Origin of the sequence: Streptomyces sp. NPDC046759 (assembly GCF_040645475.1) — a bacterium.
Lineage (GTDB): Bacteria > Actinomycetota > Actinomycetes > Streptomycetales > Streptomycetaceae > Streptomyces.
This window is the reverse complement of sequence record NZ_JBEYYJ010000006.1, coordinates 276,081-298,859: the sequence shown is the minus strand read 5'-3', so window position 1 is coordinate 298,859 and position 22,779 is coordinate 276,081. Positions and strand designations below refer to the sequence as shown.

At 72.3% G+C, this 22,779-nt stretch carries 22 protein-coding genes; 5 read left to right on the top strand and 17 right to left on the bottom strand.

What is annotated here, in order from left to right:
- Positions 1 to 6: 6 nt before the first annotated feature.
- From ABZ919_RS11410 to ABZ919_RS11345, 14 genes are all read right to left on the bottom strand, one after another.
- On the bottom strand, positions 7 to 1,176 hold the full coding sequence (locus ABZ919_RS11410; RefSeq protein WP_361245775.1) for an acyltransferase: 1,170 nt from the start codon (positions 1,174 to 1,176) through the stop codon (positions 7 to 9).
- 133 nt (positions 1,177 to 1,309) lie between these two features.
- On the bottom strand, positions 1,310 to 2,299 hold the full coding sequence (locus tag ABZ919_RS11405; protein ID WP_361245649.1) for an alpha/beta hydrolase: 990 nt from the start codon (positions 2,297 to 2,299) through the stop codon (positions 1,310 to 1,312).
- A 406-nt stretch (positions 2,300 to 2,705) separates the two neighbouring features.
- Positions 2,706 to 3,596 (bottom strand): alpha/beta hydrolase, encoded by an 891-nt coding sequence (locus ABZ919_RS11400; protein ID WP_361245646.1) that lies wholly within the window; start codon positions 3,594 to 3,596, stop codon positions 2,706 to 2,708.
- Positions 3,597 to 3,783: 187 nt separating this feature from the next.
- Complete coding sequence (gene kynU / locus ABZ919_RS11395; protein WP_361245643.1) at positions 3,784 to 4,968, bottom strand: kynureninase; 1,185 nt, start codon at positions 4,966 to 4,968, stop codon at positions 3,784 to 3,786.
- A complete protein-coding gene (locus tag ABZ919_RS11390) occupies positions 4,961 to 5,821 on the bottom strand; it encodes a tryptophan 2,3-dioxygenase family protein (RefSeq protein ID WP_361245640.1) in 861 nt (286 codons plus the stop codon). Before ABZ919_RS11390 ends, kynU begins: the two co-directional genes overlap by 8 nt.
- Before the next feature lie 147 nt (positions 5,822 to 5,968).
- Positions 5,969 to 6,382: a DUF3151 domain-containing protein gene (locus ABZ919_RS11385; protein ID WP_361245638.1), complete on the bottom strand. Its 414-nt coding sequence runs from the start codon at positions 6,380 to 6,382 to the stop codon at positions 5,969 to 5,971.
- A gap of 55 nt (positions 6,383 to 6,437) precedes the next feature.
- On the bottom strand, positions 6,438 to 7,892 hold the full coding sequence (locus tag ABZ919_RS11380) for an MFS transporter (RefSeq protein WP_361245635.1): 1,455 nt from the start codon (positions 7,890 to 7,892) through the stop codon (positions 6,438 to 6,440).
- A 72-nt stretch (positions 7,893 to 7,964) separates the two neighbouring features.
- Complete coding sequence (gene fbaA / locus ABZ919_RS11375) at positions 7,965 to 8,987, bottom strand: class II fructose-bisphosphate aldolase (RefSeq protein WP_361245632.1); 1,023 nt, start codon at positions 8,985 to 8,987, stop codon at positions 7,965 to 7,967.
- Between the two features lie 142 nt (positions 8,988 to 9,129).
- The gene (gene pyrE, locus ABZ919_RS11370; protein ID WP_361245629.1) at positions 9,130 to 9,678 is read right to left on the bottom strand and encodes an orotate phosphoribosyltransferase; all 549 of its coding nucleotides are present in this window, start codon (positions 9,676 to 9,678) and stop codon (positions 9,130 to 9,132) included.
- Between the two features lie 10 nt (positions 9,679 to 9,688).
- Positions 9,689 to 10,477, bottom strand: coding sequence for an aldose 1-epimerase (locus ABZ919_RS11365; RefSeq protein WP_361245626.1), 789 nt, complete (start codon positions 10,475 to 10,477; stop codon positions 9,689 to 9,691).
- Positions 10,478 to 10,575: 98 nt separating this feature from the next.
- The gene (locus ABZ919_RS11360; RefSeq protein ID WP_361245623.1) at positions 10,576 to 11,499 is read right to left on the bottom strand and encodes an SRPBCC family protein; all 924 of its coding nucleotides are present in this window, start codon (positions 11,497 to 11,499) and stop codon (positions 10,576 to 10,578) included.
- Between the two features lie 91 nt (positions 11,500 to 11,590).
- Positions 11,591 to 13,228 (bottom strand): polyamine aminopropyltransferase, encoded by a 1,638-nt coding sequence (locus ABZ919_RS11355; protein WP_361245620.1) that lies wholly within the window; start codon positions 13,226 to 13,228, stop codon positions 11,591 to 11,593.
- Between the two features lie 98 nt (positions 13,229 to 13,326).
- The gene (locus ABZ919_RS11350) at positions 13,327 to 13,851 is read right to left on the bottom strand and encodes a DUF2617 family protein (RefSeq protein ID WP_361245617.1); all 525 of its coding nucleotides are present in this window, start codon (positions 13,849 to 13,851) and stop codon (positions 13,327 to 13,329) included.
- Positions 13,852 to 14,146: 295 nt separating this feature from the next.
- Complete coding sequence (locus ABZ919_RS11345) at positions 14,147 to 14,482, bottom strand: hypothetical protein (protein WP_361245614.1); 336 nt, start codon at positions 14,480 to 14,482, stop codon at positions 14,147 to 14,149.
- A gap of 118 nt (positions 14,483 to 14,600) precedes the next feature.
- On the opposite strand from ABZ919_RS11345, the gene ABZ919_RS11340 reads away from it, so the two are divergent.
- Together ABZ919_RS11340 and ABZ919_RS11335 are read left to right on the top strand one after the other, a co-directional pair.
- On the top strand, positions 14,601 to 15,788 hold the full coding sequence (locus ABZ919_RS11340; RefSeq protein WP_361245611.1) for a pyridoxal phosphate-dependent aminotransferase: 1,188 nt from the start codon (positions 14,601 to 14,603) through the stop codon (positions 15,786 to 15,788).
- A gap of 196 nt (positions 15,789 to 15,984) precedes the next feature.
- Positions 15,985 to 17,100, top strand: coding sequence for a hypothetical protein (locus ABZ919_RS11335; RefSeq protein ID WP_361245772.1), 1,116 nt, complete (start codon positions 15,985 to 15,987; stop codon positions 17,098 to 17,100).
- 15 nt (positions 17,101 to 17,115) lie between these two features.
- Here the strand turns inward: ABZ919_RS11335 and ABZ919_RS11330 are convergent, their stop codons facing one another.
- Positions 17,116 to 17,646 (bottom strand): YbjN domain-containing protein, encoded by a 531-nt coding sequence (locus ABZ919_RS11330; RefSeq protein WP_361245609.1) that lies wholly within the window; start codon positions 17,644 to 17,646, stop codon positions 17,116 to 17,118.
- A gap of 201 nt (positions 17,647 to 17,847) precedes the next feature.
- On the bottom strand, positions 17,848 to 20,445 hold the full coding sequence (clpB, locus tag ABZ919_RS11325) for an ATP-dependent chaperone ClpB (protein WP_361245606.1): 2,598 nt from the start codon (positions 20,443 to 20,445) through the stop codon (positions 17,848 to 17,850).
- A gap of 115 nt (positions 20,446 to 20,560) precedes the next feature.
- On the opposite strand from clpB, the gene ABZ919_RS11320 reads away from it, so the two are divergent.
- Complete coding sequence (locus ABZ919_RS11320; protein ID WP_361245603.1) at positions 20,561 to 20,953, top strand: PPOX class F420-dependent oxidoreductase; 393 nt, start codon at positions 20,561 to 20,563, stop codon at positions 20,951 to 20,953.
- 138 nt (positions 20,954 to 21,091) lie between these two features.
- Here ABZ919_RS11320 and ABZ919_RS11315 read toward each other — a convergent pair whose 3' ends face one another.
- Positions 21,092 to 21,427, bottom strand: a complete 336-nt coding sequence (locus ABZ919_RS11315) for a hypothetical protein (RefSeq protein ID WP_031172594.1) — start codon at positions 21,425 to 21,427, stop codon at positions 21,092 to 21,094.
- Between the two features lie 24 nt (positions 21,428 to 21,451).
- Between ABZ919_RS11315 and ABZ919_RS11310 the strand changes: the two genes are divergently transcribed.
- Both ABZ919_RS11310 and ABZ919_RS11305 read left to right on the top strand, forming a co-directional pair.
- The gene (locus tag ABZ919_RS11310; protein ID WP_361245600.1) at positions 21,452 to 21,574 is read left to right on the top strand and encodes a hypothetical protein; all 123 of its coding nucleotides are present in this window, start codon (positions 21,452 to 21,454) and stop codon (positions 21,572 to 21,574) included.
- Between the two features lie 244 nt (positions 21,575 to 21,818).
- A complete protein-coding gene (locus ABZ919_RS11305) occupies positions 21,819 to 22,763 on the top strand; it encodes a helix-turn-helix transcriptional regulator (protein ID WP_361245770.1) in 945 nt (314 codons plus the stop codon).
- Positions 22,764 to 22,779: the final 16 nt, after the last annotated feature.

Sequence of the window (22,779 nt, the reverse complement as noted above, 5' to 3'; positions counted from 1 at the left end):
TCAACCCTAGGCATTGCGCGTGGACTTCGCTGGGGGCAGGTGTCGGCGGACCACGGGAGACCGGCGGTTTCGGGGGCGTCGCGGGCCTTGTTCGTGGTGCCGGAAGGCCGTCCGGCACAGGGCGAGGACCACGCCGAAGACGGGGAGCCAGGCGAGACGGTACGCCACCCAGCCCAGGGAGTCGGGTGAGGTGTGCAGGCCGGGCAGCCGGCCGGCCAGGAGACCTGTGGCCGTCGTCGCCATCATGGCGGTCTGGTGCCAGAGATAGATGGTCATCGCGGACAGATTGACCAGGGCCGCCGCCGCCCGGAGCAACGGGCGGGCCATGGCGCGGCGCAGCCGGTCGCACAGGAGGAGGGCGAGCCCGCACTGGGCCAGGCCGAACGTGACGGCCGCCAGGGTCGGGGGGTCGAGGTTGGAGATCGTGGTGCCCGGGACGCCGACCATGGATGCCGGGTAGCCGGCGAAGCCGACGAGGACGGCCGTGGCCGCCGTGCCACCGAGGAACAGGACGAGGGCCGCGCGGCTGCTGTCCAGCTCGCCCCGGGTCCAGGCCGCACCCAGGGTGTACGGGACCAGCCAGCCCGCCGCCACGTTCAGCCAGCCGAGCCAGGACGGGCCGATGTGCAGGCCGAAGCGGAGGAGGTCCACGTGCAGCACGACGGCCAGGGGCCAGAGCGGGTTGAGGCGGGTGAGGAGCGGGGTGGCGGCCGTCAGCCCGGTGAGGACCAGCAGGAACCACAGGGGCGACAGGGCCAGTTTGAGCAGGGCCTCCACGGTGGCCAGGGGGGCGCCGGTGAGGAGGAGGGCCGTCGCGGCCACCGACCACAGGCACAGCAGGGCGGCCACCGGGCGCAGGAGGCGGGCCAGACGGGTGCGCAACCAGCAGCCGTAGGTCTCGCCCCTGGTGCGGGCGCCGGCCAGGCTCCGGGTCGCCACATGGCCGCCGACCAGGAAGAACACGGCGAGGGTCTGGAACAGCCAGGAGATCGGCGCGAGCCGGGGCATGTGCTGCAGCGGGCTCGTGGTGTGCAGACCGCCGTCCCCGGCCACCAGTGCCGTCACCAGCCAGTGCCCCAGGACCACGCCGAGGATCGCGCACGCGCGAAGGGCGTCGACGGCTCGGTCCCGGGAAGCGGGGGTGGCGTCGTCGACGCGGTGGACGCAGTGGCGCAGGGCGAGGAGGGCGGTGGCGGGGCTGAGGAACGTACGGGTGCGGCGGGCGCCGGGGCGAGGAGGAGGGGGTGTGGCGGCGGGCGTGGCGGGCCGGGTGTCGTGCGGGGCGGTGCGGTGAACGCTTGCGGCCGGTTCAGGCACGGGTCACCTCCGGGGTCTCGCCGAGGGTGATCCGGGCCAGGTTGGCGAGGGAGACCGAACCCGGGGTGAAGTAGCCGCTGTGGCCGGCGTCGGCCGCGTCGAAGACCCGGGCGCCGAAGGCGCGGGAGACCGGGTCGGTGCCGAAGCCGATGGTCGTGCCGAAGAGATCGGCGGCGGCGTGCGGCACATGTGCGATCCAGTCGTCGCTGCCGCGGGCCGCCCAGATCCGGGCGCGGGTGTGCAGGCCCGCGACGCAGTCCGCACCGGTGCCGGGGCTGCCGACGAGGGCGATGTCGTCGGCGTCCAGGCCGGGAGCGGCTGCGGCCCGGCCGCAGACGACCGTGCCGTAGGAGTGGCAGAGCAGGGAGATGTGTGCCTGGGGCGGGGTGGCGGCACGCAGGTGGCGTACGAAGGCGCGCAGGCGGGGAGCGGCTTGCTCGGCCCGGGTGGTCGTGGTCACCGCGGTGCTGACGGTGGCCGGTGTCCGGTAGCCGAGCCAGGCGACGACCGCGGTGCGGGTGCCTCGCGGGGCGCGGTGGGCGAGGTCCGTGTACAGGGCCGCGGCCGCCTCGTGGAAGCGGGCGTAGGTGTCCAGGGAGGTGTCCGAGCCGGGGACGAGGACGGCGGTGCGGTCGGCGCGGGCGAGGTCGCCGAGGACCTCCGTGGCCTGGCCGGCGCCCCGGCCGTCGAAGGCGAGGAGCCGGCGGGACGGGGCGGCCAGCGCGCGGTCCGCCGCGGCACGGTGGGGGTCGCCGTGCGCTGCGGCCATGTCGGCGGCGCGGGCGGCGTCGGCTCGGTTGGCGGCGTAGGCCGTCCGGAGGGTCGTCGCCGTGATCGGGGGGAGGGCGGCGGGGGCGGGGGCGGGGATCCGGGGGCGGGCGGCGCCGGAGAGGGGAGCGGCTACGGCTGCGGTGAGGAGGCCGGCGAGGAGTGCGCGGCGCCAGGGCCCGGCCCTCCGCCGGGATCCGTCTCCCGCCCCCACCGCCCGAGACGGTTCGGTCGCCGGATGCGGCAGGCTTTCCCGGGGCGCGGACGCCGTCCGCGACTGCGGGTCCGCGGCCTCGGGGACCCGATTCACCCTCCCCGCCTGCGGATCCCCGGCCCCCCGGCTCCGATGCACCTCACCGGGGACATCCGTGGCCCCGGGGGCCGAGAGTGCCGTCGGTGGTTGCGGGTCGGTCGTGTGGTGGGTGTGCCCCATGGTCGGGCTTCCTTCCGGATCGCCCGGCCATCGGGCTTGTCCGGCAAGGAAGTTACGGATCGGGGCGTGTCGTCGGCGTCCCGCCAGGGAGCTGTCCTGCGGGGTAGCTCTCAGGTACTACGGGTATCACCGGGACCGGCCCGCACGGGTCGCGCCCCGGACGTTCACCACGTACCGGACCGGCCTGTCACCAGGCCAGTTGGGCGATCTCCTCCGCCACCACCGCGCACGCGTCCGCCGCCGGGTCGATCAGCGGGAAGTGACCGACGTCCTCCAGCAGCGTCAGGCCCACCACCTCCCCGGCCTTGGCCGCCGCGTCCGCGTAGGACTCGGCCACCGCCTCGGGCACCACCAGGTCCGTACGCCCCTGGACGAGCGTCGTCGCGATGCCCGTCGGAAGCAGCAGCACGGGGTCCGCGCAGCGGCGGCGGTCGGCGAAGACGTCGTGGCCGCCGAGGAGTTGCAGCGAGGCGTGCTCGCAGACGTCCAGCTTCTCCGCCACCTCGAAGTCCGCGATCGGGGCGAGGGAGACGACACCGCGCAGCGGAGCCGGCCGGCCGGTGCGCCAGGGGGCGTCCGCGGGCAGGACGTGACGGGCGGCTGCCCACAGGGCGAGGTGGCCGCCGGCCGAGTGGCCGGTGAGGACGGTGCGGCCCGGGTCGGCCTGCAAAAGCGCCTCGCGGACGAGGGCGGGCAGCGCGTCCAGGGCGGCCGCGACGTCGTCGAAGGTGTCGGGCCAACGGCCGGCCGGCGGGGTGGCGTCCCCCGCGTTCTGCGCGGGGATCAGCGGATCGCCGCCGCGCCGGTACTCGACGTTGGCCACCGCGAAGCCCCTGCGTGCCAGGTAGTCCGCGAAGGGGGTGATGTGGCGGCGGTCGTAGCGGGCGCGCCACGCACCGCCGTGCAGGACCACGACGAGCGGGACGACCGAGTCCCGGCCGGTCCGGGGGGCGTAGAAGTCGATCACCTGGTCGGGATGGCTGCCGTACGCGCAGGAGACGTCGGGCTCGACCGGGGGGTGCGAGAAGAGCGACTCCTCCTCGGCGGTGGCCCGGGCTGCTGCGGCGTCGTCCGGCATGCTCCAACCTCTCAGCGATGGAACGGGTCCGGCGTCCGGCGGACACCGGACGGGGAATTGTCGTTCGCTGTTGGCGGGGACGGTACCAGGCCGGTGACGTGCGGGGACATGGGGATGTCACGCAGGGTGAGGCCAAACGGTTCTGTACGGGGCCCGGAGGTGCACTCGCGCCTCCGGGCCCCTCCCCCTACGCCAGTTCCTCCCCCAGGATCCTGGCCGCCCGCTCGGTCTCGCCGAAGCCCACGTACAGCGGTGTGAAGCCGAAGCGGAGGACGTCGGGGTGGCGGAAGTCGCCCACGACGCCCCGGGCGATCAGGCGCTGCATCACCTCGCCGGCGTCCGGGCAGCGCAGGGCGACCTGGCTGCCGCGTTCCCCGTGCCTTTCCGGAGTCACGGACTCGACGCGGCCCGGCTCGGTGTACGCCCGCACGCAGCGCAGGAAGAAGTCCGTCAGGGCGAGGGACTTGGCGCGCACGGCGGCGACGCCGACGCCGTCCCAGACGTCCAGGGCCGCCTCCAGGGCCAGCATCGACAGGATGTCCGGGGTGCCCACGCGACCGCGCAGGGCGCCCGGTGCCGGGCGGTAGGCCGGACTCATGCCGAAGGGTTCGGCGTGGGAGTTCCAGCCGGGCAGCGGGGAGTCGAAGCGGGGCTGGAGCTCCTTGCGGACGTACAGGTACGCCGGTGAACCCGGGCCGCCGTTCAGGTACTTGTAGGTGCAGCCGACCGCGAGGTCGGCCCCGTGCTCGTCCAGGCCCACCGGCAGCGCGCCCGCGCTGTGGCACAGGTCCCAGACCGCGAGGGCGCCACCGGCGTGGATCGCCGACGTGAGGGAGGGCAGGTCGTGCAGCCGGCCGGTGCGGTAGTCGACGTGGTTGAGCAGCACCGCGGCCGTGCGGTCGGTGAGGGCGGCGGGCACCTCGGCCGGGGTCACCGCGCGCAGGGTGCGGCCGGTCATGCGGGCCGCCGACTCGGCGATGTAGCCGTCCGTGGGGAAGGTCGTGGCGTCCACCAGGATCTCGGTGCGGTCCTCGCCCGCCATCCGGACCGCCGCGACCAGCGCCTTGAAGACGTTGACGCTCGTCGAGTCACCGACGACGATCTGCCCGGCCGCGGCGCCGACCAGCGGCGCGATCCGGTCGCCGATCCGCTCGGGCGCGGTCCACCAGCCGCTCTCCTCCCAGGAGCGGATGCGCAGTTCGCCCCACTGGCGCCGGACCACGTCGGCGACCCGGCCGGGGACGCCCGCGGGGAGCGCGCCGAGCGAGTTGCCGTCCAGGTACACCACGTCGTCGAGGACGAAGCGGTCCCTGAGCGGCGCGAGCTCGTCCGCCGCGTCCAGCTTCTCTGCCTCCAGGGCCAGTTCAGACATGGGACCTCGCCGTCCACAGCTCCGGGAAGACGTTCTTGCGGGCGCGCTTCTCCAGCCAGGCCACGCCGGCCGAGCCGCCGGTGCCAGCCTTGGCGCCCATCGCGCGGCGGGTGGCGACCAGGTGGTCGTTGCGCCAGCGCCAGACCAGTTCGGCCACGTCGGTCAACGCCTCACCCAGCCGGGTGAGTTCCGCGTCCTGGTCGCCGGAGTAGACGGCCGCCCAGGCCTGCTCGACCCCGTCGTGGGGCTCGTAGCGCCGGGACACGTCCCGGTGCAGGACGTCCCCGGGTATCGCGTGGCCGCGCCGGGCCAGCAGCCGCAGCACCTCGTCGTAGAGGCTGGGCTCGTGCAGCGCCTTCTCCAGCTCCGCGTGGACGCGGGGGGCGCCGCGGTGCGGTACGAGCATGGACGCGGACTTCTCGCCGAGCAGGAACTCCATGCGGCGGTACATCGCCGACTGGAAGCCGGAGCCCTCGCCGAGGGCGCCGCGGTAGGAGTTGAACTGCACGGGGGTCAACTGGCCGAGGGGCGTCCAGGAGGCGTTCAGCGCCTCCAGCTCCCGTACCGAACGCTTCAGCGCGGCGAGCGCGGTCGGTACGTCGTCGCGGCGCAGGGCGGCCGCCGCGGTCTCCCACTCGTGCACGATGACGGTGAACCACAGCTCCATGACCTGGGTCGTCACCAGGAACACCATCTCTCCGGGGTCGTCGGAGAGGGTGTGCTGCAGGTGGGTGAGCACATCCGCCTTGACGTAGTCCTCGTACGGCGTCGTACCCGCGAAGTCGAGGTTCGGGTCGAGATGCGGGGTCTCGGGCTCAGCGGCCTCGGAAAGGGGGCGAGCCTTTTGGGACATCGCTGTCTCCTGTTGTTGCTCCGGGTAGCGGTCCGCCCCTGCCGAATCCGGCACGGGGGCCCCGGTCCCCACCGCATCCTCCGCAATCACTCCGGGTACGGCAAGGCCCGTCCGTTGCCAGACGGGCCACACCGGAGACGGGTCGGATCAGCCGAGGGTCTGCGCCGCCGTCGGGGAGGAGTCCTTCAGGAACTGCGAGCAGCGCTCGTACTCCTCCTGCTCGCCGATCGCCTGTGCCGCGCGGGCGAGGGCGTGCAGGGCGCGCAGGAAGCCGCGGTTCGGCTCGTGCTCCCAGGGAACCGGGCCGTGACCCTTCCAGCCGTTGCGGCGCAGGGCGTCGAGGCCCCGGTGGTAGCCCGTACGGGCGTAGGCGTACGACTCCACGACCGCGCCGCGCTCGAACGCGTCGTCGGCCAGCTGGGCCCAGGCGAGGGAGGAGGTCGGGTACTTGGCGGCGACGTCCGCGGGGGCGGTGCCGCCCGCGAGGAGTTCGCGGGGCTCCGGGTCGTCGGGGAGATGGGTCGGAGGCGGGCCGCCCAGGAGGTTCTCGTGAATCGTCATGGGTTCAGTTTCTCGCACCCCGGGCATATGCGGGCTCGGGGTGCGGGGTGCCCGGCTACCCCCGCCGCTCCCCTTCCAGCGGCGGAGCGGTCACACTGCCGTGGGTCCGGCACTCCGGGCGGCGGCAGTCCGGGGCCGGGCGGCGGACCAGGCAGAAGGCCAGCAGCGAGCCGACCACCAGCACCCCCGCACAGACCGGCATCGCCCGTTCGAACGCCGCGTCGAACGCCGTGGACGACCGGTACGCCTTCGGCCCCATCCCCGCCACCAGCGGCAGGGTCGCGACCGCCACCAGCCCCGCCGCCCGGGCCGCCGCGTTGTTGATGCCGCTGGCCAGGCCCGCCCGGGCGCTGTCCACGGAGGCCAGGACCGTGGCGGTCAGCGGGGCGACGAGGGTGACCAGCCCGGTGCCCATGACCAGCACGGCGGGCAGGACGTCCGTGACGTAGTCGGCGCCCGGCCCCACCCGGAGCATCAGCAGCATCGCCGCCGCGCACAGCAGCGGGCCGACGGTGAGCGGCAGCCGGGGCCCGGTGTGGTCGGCGAGGGCGCCCGAGCGGGAGGAGAACAGCAGCATCAGGGCCGTGGTGGGGAGCAGGGCCGTACCCGCGGCCAGGGGCGAGTAGCCTGCCACGACCTGCAGCTGGAGGGCGGTGAGGAAGAAGTAGCCGCCGAACGCCGCGTACACGCACAGGGTGACGAGGTTGACCGCCGTGAACTGGCGCGAGGCGAAGATGTCGGGCGGGAGCATCGGGTCCGGGCGGTGTCTTTCGACGTGGACGAAGGCCACGGCCGCCGCCAGGCCCGCCACCCCGGTCAGAACCACCACCGCGGTGCCGCCCCGGGCCTCGATCAGCGCGTAGGTGAGCAGCGCGAGGGCGAGGGCGCCGAGGACCGCGCCGAGGACGTCGAACCGGCCGTGTTCGCCCTCGTCGGCCGATTCCGGCACGTGCCGCAGGGCCACCGGCACGCAGAGCAGGGCGAGCGGCACGTTCAGCAGGAACACCCAGCGCCAGCCGGGACCGGACACCAGCCAGCCGCCGAGGAACGGGCCGACCGCCGCGCCGATCCCGCCGAAGCCGGACCAGAGGCCTACGGCCCGGCTGCGGTCGTCCCGGTGGAAGGAGGCCTGGATCAGCGCCAGGGAGCCGGGGGTGAGCAGCGCACCGCCGACGCCCTGCAGGGCTCGCGCCACGACGAGCAGCACGGCGCTGGGGGACAGACCGCACAGCAGGGAGGCGGTCGCGAACCAGACCACACCGAGGACGAAGATCCTCCGGCGGCCGTAGCGGTCGCCGAGGGAGCCGCCGAGGAGGATCAGGCCGGCCAGCGTGACCATGTAGGCGTTGACCGTCCACTGCAGGGCGGCGAGGCTCGCGTCGAGGTCGCGGCCGATCGTGGGCAGTGCCACGTTGACGACGGTCGAGTCCAGCAGGGCCATGCTGGAGCCGAGGACCGTGGTCAGCAGGATCCACTTGCCCTGGGACGAGGCCAGCCGGACGTCGGGCATGCACCCAGGTATACAGCGGGCCCGGCGGCACAGACAGCCACCGGGCCCACCGGAAGAGAACGGACGTACCGTCTACTTGATCTTGTTGCCCGCCGAGCGCAGGTTCTTCGTGGCCTCGACGACACGCGCGGCCATGGACGCCTCGGCCAGCTTGCCCCAGGTGCGCGGGTCGTAGGCCTTCTTGTTGCCGACCTCGCCGTCGACCTTCAGGACGCCGTCGTAGTTCTGGAACATGTGGGCGGCGACCGGACGGGTGAACGCGTACTGGGTGTCCGTGTCGAGGTTCATCTTCACCACGCCGTTCTCCAGCGCGGTCAGGATCTCCTGCTCGGTGGAGCCGGAGCCGCCGTGGAAGACGAAGTCGAACGGGGAGGCCTTGCCGAACTTGGCGGCGACGCCGTCGTTCAGCTCCTTCAGCAGGTCCGGGCGGAGCACGACGTTGCCCGGCTTGTACACGCCGTGCACGTTGCCGAAGGAGGCGGCCAGCAGGTAGCGGCCCTTCTCGCCCAGGCCCAGGGCCTCGGCGGTGCGGATCGCGTCCTCGACCGTCGTGTACAGGGAGTCGTTGATCTCGTGCGAGACGCCGTCCTCCTCGCCGCCGGTGGGGGTGATCTCCACCTCGAGGATGATGTGGGCGGCGCGGGTGCGCTCCAGCAGCTCCTGGGCGATGGCGAGGTTGTCGGCGAGGGTCTCCGCGGAGCCGTCCCACATGTGGGACTGGAACAGCGGGTTCTTGCCGGCCTTGACGCGCTCCTCGGAGACCGCGATCAGCGGACGTACGTACCCGTCGAGCTTGTCCTTCGGGCAGTGGTCGGTGTGCAGCGCGATGTTGACCGGGTACTTCTCGGCGAGGATGTGCGCGTACTCGGCGAGCGCGACCGCGCCGGTCACCATGTCCTTGCTGTACTGGCCGCCGAGGAACTCGGCGCCACCGGTCGAGATCTGGACGATGCCGTCGCTCTCGGCCTCAGCGAACCCGCGCAGCGCCGCGTTCAGGGTCTGGCTCGAGGTGACGTTGATGGCCGGGTAGGCGAACTTGCCTGCCTTCGCCCGGTCGAGCATCTCGTTGTAGACCTCGGGGGTTGCGATGGGCATCTGTCCGCTCCTTGAGTTGCGGGTTGGCTTGGTGCGTTATGGCCCTGACCTAGACCTGGGGGGCGACGTCATCGTCGGCCCCATCTTTCCAGACATGGACCGCTGGTCCATGCGCCGGTCAAGTCCAGGTCAATCCGCGTCGTCAGTCCAGACCCAGTTCATCCTTCGAGAAGGCGAAGACGTACGGCACGCCCGCCTGCTCGGCGATCGCCTCGGCCGCGCCCGTGGCCCGGTCGACGATCGTGGCGACGGCGACGACCTCCGCGCCGGCCTCGCGCAGCGCCTCCACGGCCGTCAGCACGGAGCCGCCGGTGGTCGAGGTGTCCTCGACGGCCAGCACCCGGCGGCCCTTGACCTCGGTGCCCTCGATACGGCGCTGCAGACCGTGTGCCTTGCCCTGCTTGCGGACGACGAACGCGTCGAGGACCTGCCCGCGCGCGGCCGAGGCGTGCAGCATCGCGGTGGCCACCGGGTCGGCGCCCAGGGTGAGCCCGCCGACTGCCTCGTAGTCCAGCTCGGCGGTCAGGTCGAGCATGACCTGACCGACCATCGGCGCGGCCTCGCCGTCCAGGGTGATGCGGCGAAGGTCGATGTAGTAGTCGGCTTCCTTGCCCGACGACAAGGTCACCTTGCCGTGCACCACGGCCTTGTCCTTGATCTGCTGCAGCAGCGCGCCGCGTACGTCCGTCATGGCGACCAGCTTAAGGGCGCCGCCAGCTCCAGGTCGTCGTCGCCTCCAGCGGCTCGATCGGGGTGACCAGGCGCGGGAGGGTGTTCAGGCCGTTGGGCGGGCCGGTCTGAGGCTCCACGCAGACGGCCTCGGCCTGCTCGTCGTAGACGACCACCCACTCCTCCCGGCTGCCGACCTTCAGCTCCAGCTGACCGGGCCAGGTGAGCGTGACGTCGACGCCGCCGGGCATGCCGAAGCAGTCGTCCCAGGGGCCGGGCCGGGGGTCGATCCGGTTGCCGGTCGGCAGATGGTCGTCACCGCGCTCCTCCTGCCAGGCGGGCTCGAAGCCGACCGTCACGTCCTCACCGCCGAGGTTCCGGTTGAACCACGGGTGCCAGCCGATCTGCGCCGGGAAGGAGTCGTCGTACGTCTCCACGGACATCGTCAGCGTCAGGGCGTCGTCGGCGAGCGCGATGCTCTGGGTGACGCGCCCGGAGTGCGGCCAGGGGTCGGCCAGCTCGTACGTGATCACCGCCTCGTTCTCCGCGACGCGCGCGGTGCGCCAGGCTCCGTCGCGGGCGGTGCCGTGGATGGCGTGGGGCGGGGAGTTCAGCGGCATCCGGCGGACGGTGCCGCCGTCCAGGAAGCGGCCCTCCCGGATCCGGCCGCACCAGGGCACCATCGGGAAGCAGCCGTAGCGTGGGCCTTGCCTCAGCAGTTCGAGGCTGCCGATCTTGAGCCCGGCGATACGGCCACCGTTGGCGGGGCTGACACGTACCTCCGCATCGCCTGCGGTCAACGTGATGTCTTCGTTACTCACGGGAAGAGGCTACTGGGGGGACGGGTCCGGTCGTGGGCGGCTGTGGCTGCGTGGAGGGGCGCTCGCGCGGTTCCCCGCGCCCCTCGGGGCGCTTTGGCTCAGCGGCGCCTGCGCAGGGCCCGGCTCACCACGATCGCCGAGGCCACGGCCAGTGCCGCCGCCGGCGCGGCCCAGCGCAGAGCCGACGCCGCCGAGACCGTCTGCGGTGCCGGGACGGGGGCGTAGCGGCCGCGCGGCGGTGCGTGGTCGACCTCCTCGGCGCTGCGGCCGATCATCGTGCGGCGGGCGTGCGCGGCCTCGGCGGGGGGCTCGCCGGTGTCGGCGAAGTCCTCCGCGAGGCGGTCGGCATCCGGTGCACCGGCGCCCTCGCTCTCGTCCGCGTCGGCCGCGGGGGCCAGGGAGGGCGGGGGGACCTCGGTGTCGAAGACGGAGGGGTGCCCGGCTCCCGGCAACTGCGTTGCGGCCTCCGGTGCCTCGTCCGCCGGCTCCTGCTCATCCGCGTCCGGCACGTCCGTCTCCGGCACCTTCGCCTCCGGCACCTCCGCGTCCGGCTCCTTCTCTGCGGAGGCCGGTTCCTGCTCCTCCTGCGCCGCAGGTGTCTGCGGGGGCGCTGCCAGGTTTTCCGCGAAACGGTTCAGCAGGCGGGTCATCGCCGCGTCCACCGCGTCCGGCGGAAGCTCCGCGATGCGGCCGTCCGCGTCCGTCGTGCCCTCGACCGTGACCGTCGTACCACCCTCGGCGTCCGCGAGGCGCAGGGTGAGGGCGAGTTTCACGGCACCGGTGCCGCGGGACTCGATGGCGTCGGCCTCGACCGCATAGGTGCCGTCCTCCCGGGCGATCACCCGGGCCGTGCCGCGGTAGGTGACGGAGTGTCCGCCGACGCGCAGCTTCAGGCGCCCGGCGACGGGTTCGGCACCGGCGTCCTGGTGCAGGCCGGGGATCGCGCGGGCGACACGCGCGGGGTCGGCCAGGGCGGCTCTGAGCGGCTCGAGTGGAACCGGGACGAAAACCTGGTGCTCCATGTCCGGTGAGCCTACCCAGGTGTGACCGGAAACTACCCTCACCCGACCGGCCCGTCAGGCCCCGCCCGCAGTCCCCCGCCCGCGTCGGCCGTCAGTACCGCGGATGCACCAGCGTGGACGGCGGCAAGCCGCCGATCCGGGTCCGTGCCGCCGCCCTCGCGTCCGCCGTCAGCTCGCTCTGCGTCAGGGTGCGCGGGCGCCAGGCGCCCAGCCGCAGCGGTGGCGGGGTCCAGCCGCGCACCGCCAGCAGGAATCCCCAGTCGTGGAGCGCCCCGGACGCCTCCGCCGAGCGGTCGGGGCCGGCCGGTAAGCCGGAGTCGTGGCCGAGGACGCGGTAGGGGGTGTCGGCGAAACCCGCGGCACGCAGGGTCGCGGCGACCGTCCAGAAGGCACGGGGGCGGGCGGTGACGGACCCGGCGTGGACGACGAGCCGGCCGCCAGGGGCGAGGACGCGGCGGGCCAGGCCGTAGAACTCCTGGGAGTACAGCTTGGTGCTGGCGGTGATGCCGGGGTCGGGGAGGTCGGCGATCACGACGTCGTACGCGGCGGCGGGCGCCCCGCGCAGCCAGCCCAGGGCGTCGGCCGTGGTGGTGTGGACGCGGGCGTCGTCGTAGGCGTGGCGGTTGGCCGCGGACAGACCGGGGTCGTGCCGGGCCAGGCGGACCAGGGTGGGGTCGAGCTCGACGATGTCGACGCGGCGCACACCGGGCCGGCGCAGCACCTCGCGGGCGGCGAGACCGTCGCCGCCGCCGAGGATCAGGACGCGCGCGTGGGGGCCGCCGGAGAGGGCGGGGTGGACGAGGGCCTCGTGGTAGCGGTGTTCGTCGCGGCCGCCGACGCGGAGCCGGCCGTCCAGGAAGAGGTCGAGGGGCCTGCCGTCGGTGCCGCCGGCGAGCACGACCTCCTGGACGTCGGTCTGTTCGGCGACCCGGACGTCCTTGCCGTAGACGGCGCGCCGGGCGGCGCGTTCGAAGTCGTCGGCGAGCGCTGCGGCGGAGGCGAGGACGCCGAGGACGGTGAGGCCGACGAGAAGGAGGGTCCAGCGGGCGCGGCGGGTCAGGTCGCGCCGGAAGAGGCCGAGGACCAGGGCGCCGCCCGCCACCACGTTGACCGTGCCGGTGAGCAGCGCGCCGGTCAACTGGCCCAGAAACGGAAGGAGAAGGAACGGGAAGGCGAGGCCCCCGACGAGCGCGCCCACGTAGTCCGCCGCGAACAGGTCGGCCACCGCGCCGCCCGCGTCCTGGTGGCGGATGCGCTGGATCAGCTCCATCAGCAGCGGGACTTCGGCGCCGATGAGCAGGCCGATGGCGAGGGAGAAGGCGACCAGGAGGCAGCGCGGGCCCTCGGCCCACAGCCCGCCCCAGCCGCCGGTCCAGGCGAAGACGGCGTACAGCGCCATCGCGCTGCAGCCGCCGACCAGCGCGAGGACGGTCTCGATCGCGCCGAAGCCGGCGGCCGCGTGCCAGCGCAGCCGCTTCGCGCCGAGGGAACCGATGCCCATCGCGAACACCATGACGGACAGCACGACGGAGGACTGGGTGACCGAGTCGCCGATCAGATAGGAGGCGAAGGCGACGAGTTCGAGCTCGTAGACCAGTCCGCAGGCCGCGCAGACGAAGCCGCACACGAGGACCAGAAACCGCCCGGTACCGGGCCGGACGGGCAGCGGGGCGGGACCCGCCCAGGAGGCCGGGGCGCCCGGGCGCGCGGGTGCGTGCGGTTCGATCACGTTGCGACGTTACGTCACATGCTCGGTACGCTTCGTCACCCACACGTGTGGAAGTGCGGGCCGTTGACGTCCGGCGGGTTTATGCCGGCGGGGCGTGCTCAGTCCGTCCGTGCCACCGGCCTCCGTGCCCCGACCCGGGTGCGGGTGGCCACCAGCTGGCCGTCCTGCGGGTAGGCGTGCCAGGTGCGCCAGTGCACCTGGCCCTCGTGGCGCTGGGCCAGCATCGCGGTGAAGGCGTGCGGGCTGCCGGGGAAGACACCCGCGAGGCCGTGCGGATGGTCGGAGACGAGAGCCAGCAACTCCTGGGCGCGGCCGGCGAACGAGCCGGGCGTGAGCAGCTCGACGCGCGCGGCGAACTCGTACTCCCAGTCGCCGACCCGCTTGGCGACGCCCAGCGGCAACGGGGTGCTGGAACCGGGGATGCAGGCGACCGTCTCCGAGCAGCCGCCGCGCTCCTCCTCCAGCAGCACCTGGTGGGAGGCGCCGAGCAGTCTCAACTGGAGTTTGGCCCCGGTGAGTTCCAGATCGAGGGTGGCCAGGGCGGGCAGCGGCTCGCGTCCCAGGGCCCAGGCTAGGTCGGCGGCGCGCGTATCGGTGTAGGAGGTGTTCAGGGTCGTGAGCATGGATCGGCTCCGCTAACACGCGATGAGGAGGGAGATCGGCCATGTCAGCCCAACCGGCTCGGCCGGATGGGGAGTCGCAGGGACGTCCGAGGGGCTGTTGGCGATTTAGAGGGAATCATGAACAGTGGCGCCGCCACAGCGTTTTTACCCAACTTCGTCGGGTTTCCATCCCTCAGAGGGCTACACAGTTCAATTGTTCAACCATGGCGCACGCCGGGCGCGGGAGAGGAACGGGCGAGCGCCCGCCGGCGCCTTGGCCCGGCGGGCGCTCAGGTGGTGCTTCCCACGCCCCCTGTCAGTTGCTTCCCCCGCATCCGCCGCCGCACGACGACCCCCCGCCGCACGAGGAACCGCCGCAGGAGGAGTGGCCCCCGCAGGAATGACCTCCGCCGCAGGAGTGCCCGCCGTGATGACCACCGTGGTGCCCGCCCGACGAGCCCGAGTCGGCGGTGCCCGCCCACCAGCTGCCGCCGCCGTCGGACGACGAGGACGAGGAGGACGACGAGCGGTACGAGCCGCGGCGACCCTTGCCGAGCGACACCGTGCGCTGTCGGTTCCTGGTCCGCCCGGCCAGCGCCGTGAGGGCCACGAACGCGGCCACGATCAGGATGAAGATGATGCCGGCGACCATGGCGTCACCGTCCTTCCGTTCCCCCGAGACGGCCCCCCGTGGACCGCGGTGAGCGGGGGATGCCCGGCCGCCCGCGGACTCAAAGCAGAGTTGAGGAACTCCAGAGCTTGGGCGCAGGATGGCCGGCATGACCTCCAGCGCACGCCGCCCCCACCTCAATCGCCGGCTCGCCGAGTTCGGGACGACGATCTTCGCCGAGATGTCCGCGCTCGCCCTGTCGACCGGGTCGATCAACCTCGGGCAGGGCTTCCCCGACACCGATGGACCCGAGCAGGTCCGGGAGGCGGCGGTCCGGGCGCTGCGCGAGGGACGCGGCAACCAGTACCCGCCGGGGCCGGGCATCCCGGAGCTGCGCGTCGCGATCGCCGCGCACCAGCAGCGCCGCTACGGCTTGTCGTACGACCCCGACACCGAGGTGCTGGTGACCGCTGGCGCGACGGAGGCGATCGCGGCCGCGCTGCTGGCGCTGGTGGAGCCGGGTGACGAGGTCGTCGCCCTGGAGCCGTACTACGACTCCTACGCGGCGAGCATCGCGATGGCGGGCGGCAGGCGGGTGCCGGTGACCCTCAGGCCGCACGAGGGCGGCTTCCGCCTGGACCTGGACGAGCTGCGCGCCGCCGTCACCGACCGCACCCGGCTGATGCTGATCAACACCCCGCACAATCCGACCGGTACGGTCCTCACCCGCGCGGAGCTGACCGCGATCGCCGAGCTGGCGGTCGAGCGGGACCTGCTGGTGGTCACCGACGAGGTCTACGAGCACCTGGTCTTCGACGACGCCGGGCATCTGCCGCTCGCCACGTTTCCCGGAATGGGCGAGCGCACGGTGACGATCGGCTCGGCCGGCAAGACGTTCTCCTTCACCGGCTGGAAGGTCGGCTGGGTGACGGCCGCGCCCGAGCTGGTCACCGCGGTCCGCTCGGTGAAGCAGTTCCTGACCTACGTCTCCTCGGGCCCCTTCCAGTACGCGGTCGCGGAGGCACTCGCCCTGCCCGACACCTACTTCGAGGAGTTCCGCCGGTCCATGCAGACCCGCCGGGACATCCTCGCGCAGGGGCTGGCGGAGGCGGGCTTCGAGGTCTTCCGGCCGGCCGGCACCTACTTCGTCACGACCGACATCCGCCCCCTCGGCGAGAAGGACGGCTTCGCCTTCTGCCGCGCCCTGCCCGAACGCGCCGGCGTCGTGGCGATCCCCAACGCCGTGTTCTACGACGACCGGGAGGCGGGGGCGCCGTTCGTACGGTTCGCGTTCTGCAAGCGGGAGGACGTGCTGAGGGAGGCGGCGGAGCGGCTGCGGGCGATGTGACGCGCCGTTCGCAGCCCTCGGGGGCACCTCGCCGGTGTACGCGACACAGGTGAAACCGCCCCCCGCTCGGCCGTCACCTGCTCGCATCGGCGGCCGAGCCCTTGCAGGGTGCTCAGGTGTGATCCACGCCAGCACCGTCCTCGCCCCGCCCGTGGCCGCGCGCAAGCCGGCGCCGCGCGAACGCACCGGGCCGTCCCTGCTGCGCGCGAGCGGGGTCGCCGTGGGCCTCTTCCTCGGTGTCCGGCTCACCGGGACGGCCGTGCTCGCCCTCGTCGCCCATGTCGCCGGCCGGCACCCCCTGACGCTGCTCGCCCGGTCCTGGGACTCGATCTGGTACCTGGGCGTCGCGGCGCACGGGTACGGTCACGATCTGCCGTCCAGCGACCCGGAGCCGCACAGCGACCTCGCGTTCTTCCCGCTGTACCCGGTGCTGGTGCGGGCGGTGACCGCGCTGACCACGCTCGGCGGGGGCACCGCCGGGCTGCTGATCTCGTGGTCCGCGGCAGCCCTGGCCGCCGCCGGGATCCATGTGGCCGGCTCCCGGCTGCACGGGCGGCCCACCGGCCTCGCGCTGGTGCTGCTGTGGGGGCTGCTGCCGCACGCGGTGGTGCTGTCGATGGCGTACACCGAACCGGTGATGACCGCGTTCGCGGCCTGGTCGCTGTGCGCGGTGCTGGCCGGGAACTGGCTGTGGGCGGGGGCGCTGGCGGCGCTCGCGGGGCTGTCCCGGCCGAACGGGTTCGCGGTGGCCGCCGCGGTGCTCGCCGCGGCCGGAGCCGAGGTGTGGCGGCGGCGCGGGGAGGTTTCCCACAGGCTGTGGACGGGCGCGGCGCTGGCCCCGCTGGGCTGGACGGCGTATGTGCTGTGGGTCGGCCGGCGCAGGGACGATCTGCTCGGCGGCTACTTCGAGGTGCAGCGGCTGTGGGGGTCCCGGTTCGACTTCGGGCACGGCTCACTGCAGTTGCTGCGCGCGATGCTGTTGCACGGCAGCCGGTTCGAGTTCCCGATGGCGCTGGTCCTGGTGGCGGCGAGCACGGTGCTGTACGCGCTGCTGCTCCTGGACCGCGCCCCGCTGCCGCTGCTCGTCTTCAGCGGGGTGCTGCTGCTGATCACGCTGGGCGGGTCGGGTTTCTTCGAGTCCAAGCCGCGGTTCCTGCTGCCGGCGTTCCCGCTGCTGCTGCCACTCGCGCAGAGCCTGGTGCGCACGGCGAAAACCCGGCCCTGGCACGCGGCCGTGCTGGTCGCGGCCCTGGCCGGGCTCAGCTATGTCTACGGCGCGTACCTGGTGGTGTACGCGCAGGCACCGCTGTGAGCGGTGGTGTGCGGCCTACTCGCCGTCTTCCTCGGGCTTGTCGGCCTCGTTGACCTCCTGCTCCAGGCCGAGCTGCTCCACGAGCCAGCGGTCGAACTCGATCGCGGCCCGCACCCAGCTGACGGTGGAGGAGACGAAGTGGTTGATGTCGACGCCGGTGCCGATCAGCATCTGAGCCTCGCCGATCAGGCGAACGGTGCCGTCGTCATGGGTGTGGGTGTACACCTTGGGCCACAGGGTGCGGCGGTTCCAGTCGTCGACGGACTCGAGCAGCTGCGGCTTCTCGTCGATCGGGTGGGGACGGTCGTAGAACGTCCGCACCGAGAAGACCGCCTGCTCGGCCTCCCCGCGGAACATGAAGTACGTGCGGAACTGCTCCCACGGCGCCGCGAGGTCACCCTCCTCGTCGACGACGTACTTCAGCTCCATCTGGTCGAGGAGCTGCTTCACAAGATCCTGATCCGGGACGACGGGGCCCGCCGGTCCTTGGGGCTCTGGCTCGGGCTGGCCCCCGAAGTTCGGAATCGAGGACGGGTCGATGCTCACCGTGTTTTTCCCTTCATGCGGATTCCGCCATCCTCCCCCATGCGGGGCGGGGGGAGGCAAGCCCCGACGCCCGCCTGTCCGCCAATGGCTGACATGATCCGGCTGGCCGGGTGGACGGCCGGTGAACGAGCGGGGCGGAGAGTGACGTACGAGGGCCGCGACCGGGCCCTCGTACGGTGCGCGGCGTTCACCGGATGAGCGTCACAGGGTCTTCCCGGTGGCAGGTCCCACCAGCAGGCCCTCGCGGGAGCGGTCGACGCGGACCGTGTCGCCGTCCTTGATCTCTCCGGAGAGGATCTCCTTGGCGAGGCGGTCGCCGATCGCGGTCTGGACGAGGCGGCGCAGCGGGCGGGCGCCGTAGGCCGGGTCCAGGCCCTCCTCCGCCAGCCAGGCCAGCGCCCCGGGGGTGACGTCCAGGGTGAGCCGGCGTTCCGCCAGCCGCCTGGCGAGCCGGTCGATCTGCAGCTGCGCGATCCGCTCCAGTTCGGGCTTGGTCAGCGCCGAGAAGACGACCAGGTCGTCGAGCCGGTTGAGGAACTCCGGCTTGAAGGAGGCCCGGACGGCCTCGAGGACCTGTTCCTTCTTCTCCGTCTCGGATGTCAGCGGGTCGACCAGGAACTGGCTGCCCAGGTTGGAGGTGAGCACCAGGATGGTGTTGCGGAAGTCGACCGTCCGGCCCTGACCGTCCGTCAGGCGGCCGTCGTCCAGGACCTGCAGGAGGATGTCGAAGACCTCGGGGTGGGCCTTCTCCACCTCGTCCAGCAGGACCACGGAGTACGGGCGGCGGCGGACCGCCTCGGTGAGCTGGCCGCCCTCCTCGTAACCGACGTACCCGGGAGGCGCGCCGACCAGCCGGGCCACGCTGTGCTTCTCGCCGTACTCCGACATGTCGATGCGGACCATCGCCCGCTCGTCGTCGAAGAGGAAGTCGGCGAGCGCCTTGGCGAGTTCCGTCTTGCCGACACCGGTCGGGCCGAGGAACAGGAAGGACCCGGTGGGGCGGTCGGGGTCGGCGATGCCCGCGCGCGAGCGCCGTACGGCGTCGGACACGGCACGCACGGCCTCGGTCTGGCCGATGAGCCGCCTGCCCAGCTCGTCCTCCATGCGCAGCAGCTTCTGCGTCTCGCCCTCCAGCAGGCGCCCGGCGGGGATCCCGGTCCAGGCCGCGACGACGTCGGCGATGTCGTCGGAGCCGACCTCCTCCTTGACCATGGTGTCCTTGGCGACCTCCTCCTCGGCCTCGGAGGCGGCCTCCAGCTCCTTCTCCAGCTGCGGGATCTCGCCGTAGAGCAGCTTGGCGGCGGTGTCGAAGTCGCCGTCGCGCTGGGCACGTTCGGCCTGGCCGCGCAGGTCGTCCAGGCGCTCCTTGAGCTCACCGACGCGGTTGAGGGACTGCTTCTCCTTCTCCCAGCGGGCGGTGAGGTGCCGCAGCTCCTCCTCCCTGTCGGCGAGGTCGCGGCGCAGCTTCTCCAGGCGGGCGACGGAGGCCGGGTCGGTCTCCTTGGCGATCGCCAGTTCCTCCATCTTGAGCCGGTCGACGGCGCGCTGGAGTTCGTCGATCTCGACGGGCGAGGAGTCGATCTCCATACGGAGGCGGGAGGCCGCCTCGTCGACGAGGTCGATGGCCTTGTCGGGCAGGAAGCGGGAGGTGATGTAGCGGTCGGAGAGGGTGGCCGCCGCCACCAGCGCGCTGTCGGCGATCTGGACCTTGTGGTGGGCCTCGTAGCGGCCCTTCAGGCCGCGCAGGATCGCGATCGTGTCCTCCACCGTCGGCTCGGCGACCAGCACCTGCTGGAAGCGCCGCTCCAGGGCGGGGTCCTTCTCGATCCGCTCCCGGTACTCGTCCAGGGTGGTGGCGCCGACCATGCGCAGCTCACCGCGGGCGAGCATGGGCTTGAGCATGTTGCCCGCGTCCATGGCCGAGTCGCCGCCGGCACCGGCGCCGACGACGGTGTGCAGCTCGTCGATGAAGGTGATGATCTGGCCGTCGGAGTCCTTGATCTCGGCGAGTACGGCCTTCAGCCGCTCCTCGAACTCGCCGCGGTACTTGGCGCCGGCCACCATCGCGCCGAGGTCGAGCGCGACCAGCCGCTTGTCCCGCAGCGACTCGGGCACGTCGCCCTTGACGATCCGCTGGGCGAGCCCCTCGACGACGGCGGTCTTGCCGACGCCCGGCTCACCGATGAGGACGGGGTTGTTCTTCGTACGGCGGCTCAGCACCTGCACGACCCGCCGGATCTCCTGGTCCCGCCCGATGACCGGGTCCAGCCGGCCCTCGCGCGCGGCGGCGGTGAAGTCGGTGCCGAACTTCTCCAGGGCCTTGTACTGGCCCTCCGGGTCGGCGGTGGTCACGCGGCGTCCTCCCCTGGCCTTCTTGAAGGCCTCCAGCAACTTCCTGGCCTCGGCGCCCTGTTCCTGGAGCAGCTGGGCGACACGGCCGCCCTTCGCGGCGAGGCCGATCAGCAGGTGCTCGGTCGACAGGTACTCGTCACCGAGGTCCTTCGCGCGCTCGCCGGCGTCGGCGATGACGGCCAGCAGGTCCCGGTTGGGCTGCGGGGGCGCGACGGTGGACCCGGTCACGCTGGGCTGCGCGGCCAGGATCTTCTCCGCGCCCGCGCGCACGGCGGCCTGATCGGCTTCGACGGCCGCGAGCAGGTCGGTGATGTTCTCGTTGTCCTGCCCCTGAAGCAGAGCCAGCAGCAGGTGAGCAGGGGTGAGGTCCGGGTGCCCCTCGGTCACGGCCCGGCTGCTGGCTGCGTTGATCGCGTCCCGGCTCCTGTTGGTCAGCTCGGCGTCCACGTTGTCCGTTCTCCTCCTCGGCCACTCTCCACTGCTGACTTAGTCAGCGTACACAAAGTTGAGTCCATTCCGCTCAAGGTGGGAGCGATGCCTTGCGGGGACTAGGTTGCGGGGCATGGCGAAGCACTCCGAGGAGTACCTGGCGTTCTGGCGAGAACGCCACCTGTGCACCCTGACGACGCTCCGACCCGACGGCAGCCCCCACGTGGTGCCGGTGGGGGTGACGTACGACGCGGAGGCCGGGACGGCCAGGGTCATCACCAACGGCACCAGCGCGAAGGTGAGGCACGTGCGCGCGGCCGGGCCCGAGGGCGCCCGGGTCGCGGTGTGCCAGGTGGACGGCCGGCGCTGGGCCACGCTGGAGGGGCGGGCGAGGGTGCGGACGGAACCGGAACGGGTCAGGGAGGCGGAGAAGCGCTATGCGGAGCGCTACCAGCGGGTGCCGTCACCGAATCCGGCGCGCGTCGTGATCGAGATCGAGGTGGAACGGGTGCTGGGGCATGGGTGAACAGTTTCAGCCACACCAGGAGCACGCCCGTACCCCGAAATGTCCCCACAAACTGCAGCGGCGTCACCGTGTTCAGGTCACGGTGACGCCGCTGCGGGGGGAAGCACCTGAGCGATCTTTTACGACGGGGGAATCGCGTCAGGCACTGCGGGGGGTGGCCGAGATGGTCCTCAGGTCCTGGTCCGTCGGCTCGGCGAGCCGGTGGTCCCGCTGGTCAAGGTTCACAAAGATCATTCCGTACCGGATGGCACACCGGACCGGCTGGGGCGCACCCCGCGGCTTGCGCAGGCACCGGTACGCCCGCACGTCCTCGTCGTCGTCACGGGTCACGACCACCGGCTCGCCGAACACGGTCACCATCAACGAGTCACCGCTGTGGGGGATGGCGGTGACCAGGTCGATGAAGTGCCAGCCGGATCGGTAGGCCGTGGCCATTTCACGACGGAAGGAGCGGTCGTCGGGTGGAGTGGTCATGACCGCACGGCCCAGCTGCTGTCCGTGGGGGCGACCCAGGAGCTGTCGCCCGGGGTGCTGGACGCCGCGATCACCCAGCTGCTGTCCCCTGGCGCTGCCTTCACCAGCCAGCTGCTGTCCTGCGCGACACTCTTCGCCCCCGCATGACCGGTCACCACTCCGAAGGCCACCACGGCGGAGAAGGCGGCGACAAGCGCCGAGCGAAGCATTCTCTTATGCATAGTCGGCTTCGTCCTCATTTGAAGGTCACCTCTCCCCCGTCCGAATACGACGATGGCCCATTCCGGCACGTCATGGCCACACAAACGATGCATCATGTTCCTGCACGTTCAGGACCCTGGGGGGTGGAGATTTGACAATAAATGAGACTAAGCGGGCACATCCCCACGGGCTGACCGACCTGTGCGAGGACGGGCGACGCCTTTACGGGAACGCTCTCCGGACGGGACGCCTAGCCCGTGCGGACGTGGAACCGGCGCCGTGCCTGATGGAGTTCGCCCTCCTTCATCCCGACCCCGACGACCCGAACTGGCTGCGCCCGGTGCCCCCGTCGATCGCCCTGGCCCAGCGGCTCAACCCCATCGAGCACGAGATCAGCCAGCGACGGCGGCGGTCGATCGAACTGGCCGATGCTTTCGAGCCTTTCATGAACATCAGTGCCCAGCCCACGGCGACCACGCACTCGATCACCGTGCTGGAAGGCCTCGACAGAATCAACGCGGCGCTCGATCTGGCCACCGCCCAGTGCCGGACCGAGATGCTCACCGTCCAGCCGAGCCGCCGTCGTCTCGAGCACACGCTCAACAAGGCGCTGGAGCGCGACAGACCGCTGATCGAACGCGGCTGCCGCATCCGCACGCTCTACCAGCACCCGGCCCGCTACAGCCCGGAGACGCTGGCCTACGTGGCCCAGTTCACCGACGGCAAGGTGGAGTACCGCACCATCGACGAACTCGTCGAGCGGCTCATCGTCTGCGACGAGACCGTGGCCTTCATCCCCACCCGCGACGACGGGGAGGTCGCCCTCGAGCTCCGCCATCCGGGGCTCGTCCGCTACCTGATCAAGGTCTTCGAGTTCATGTGGGCCCGCGCGGTGCCGCTGAGCGCCGGCGCCCCCTACGAGACCGCCCCCGACGGCATCACGGAGATCCAGCACTCCATCGCCAAGCTCCTGGTCGAGGGGCACGTCGACGAGGCCATCGCCCGGCGCCTGGGCATGAACGTCCGCACCTGCCGGGCCCACATCGCCAAACTCGCCACCGCGCTGGGCAGCGGCAGCAGAGCCCAGCTCGGGTTCCTCATCGCGCAGTCGGGGATCCTGGAGCAAGATCTCTGAGTCCGGGATCTGTGAG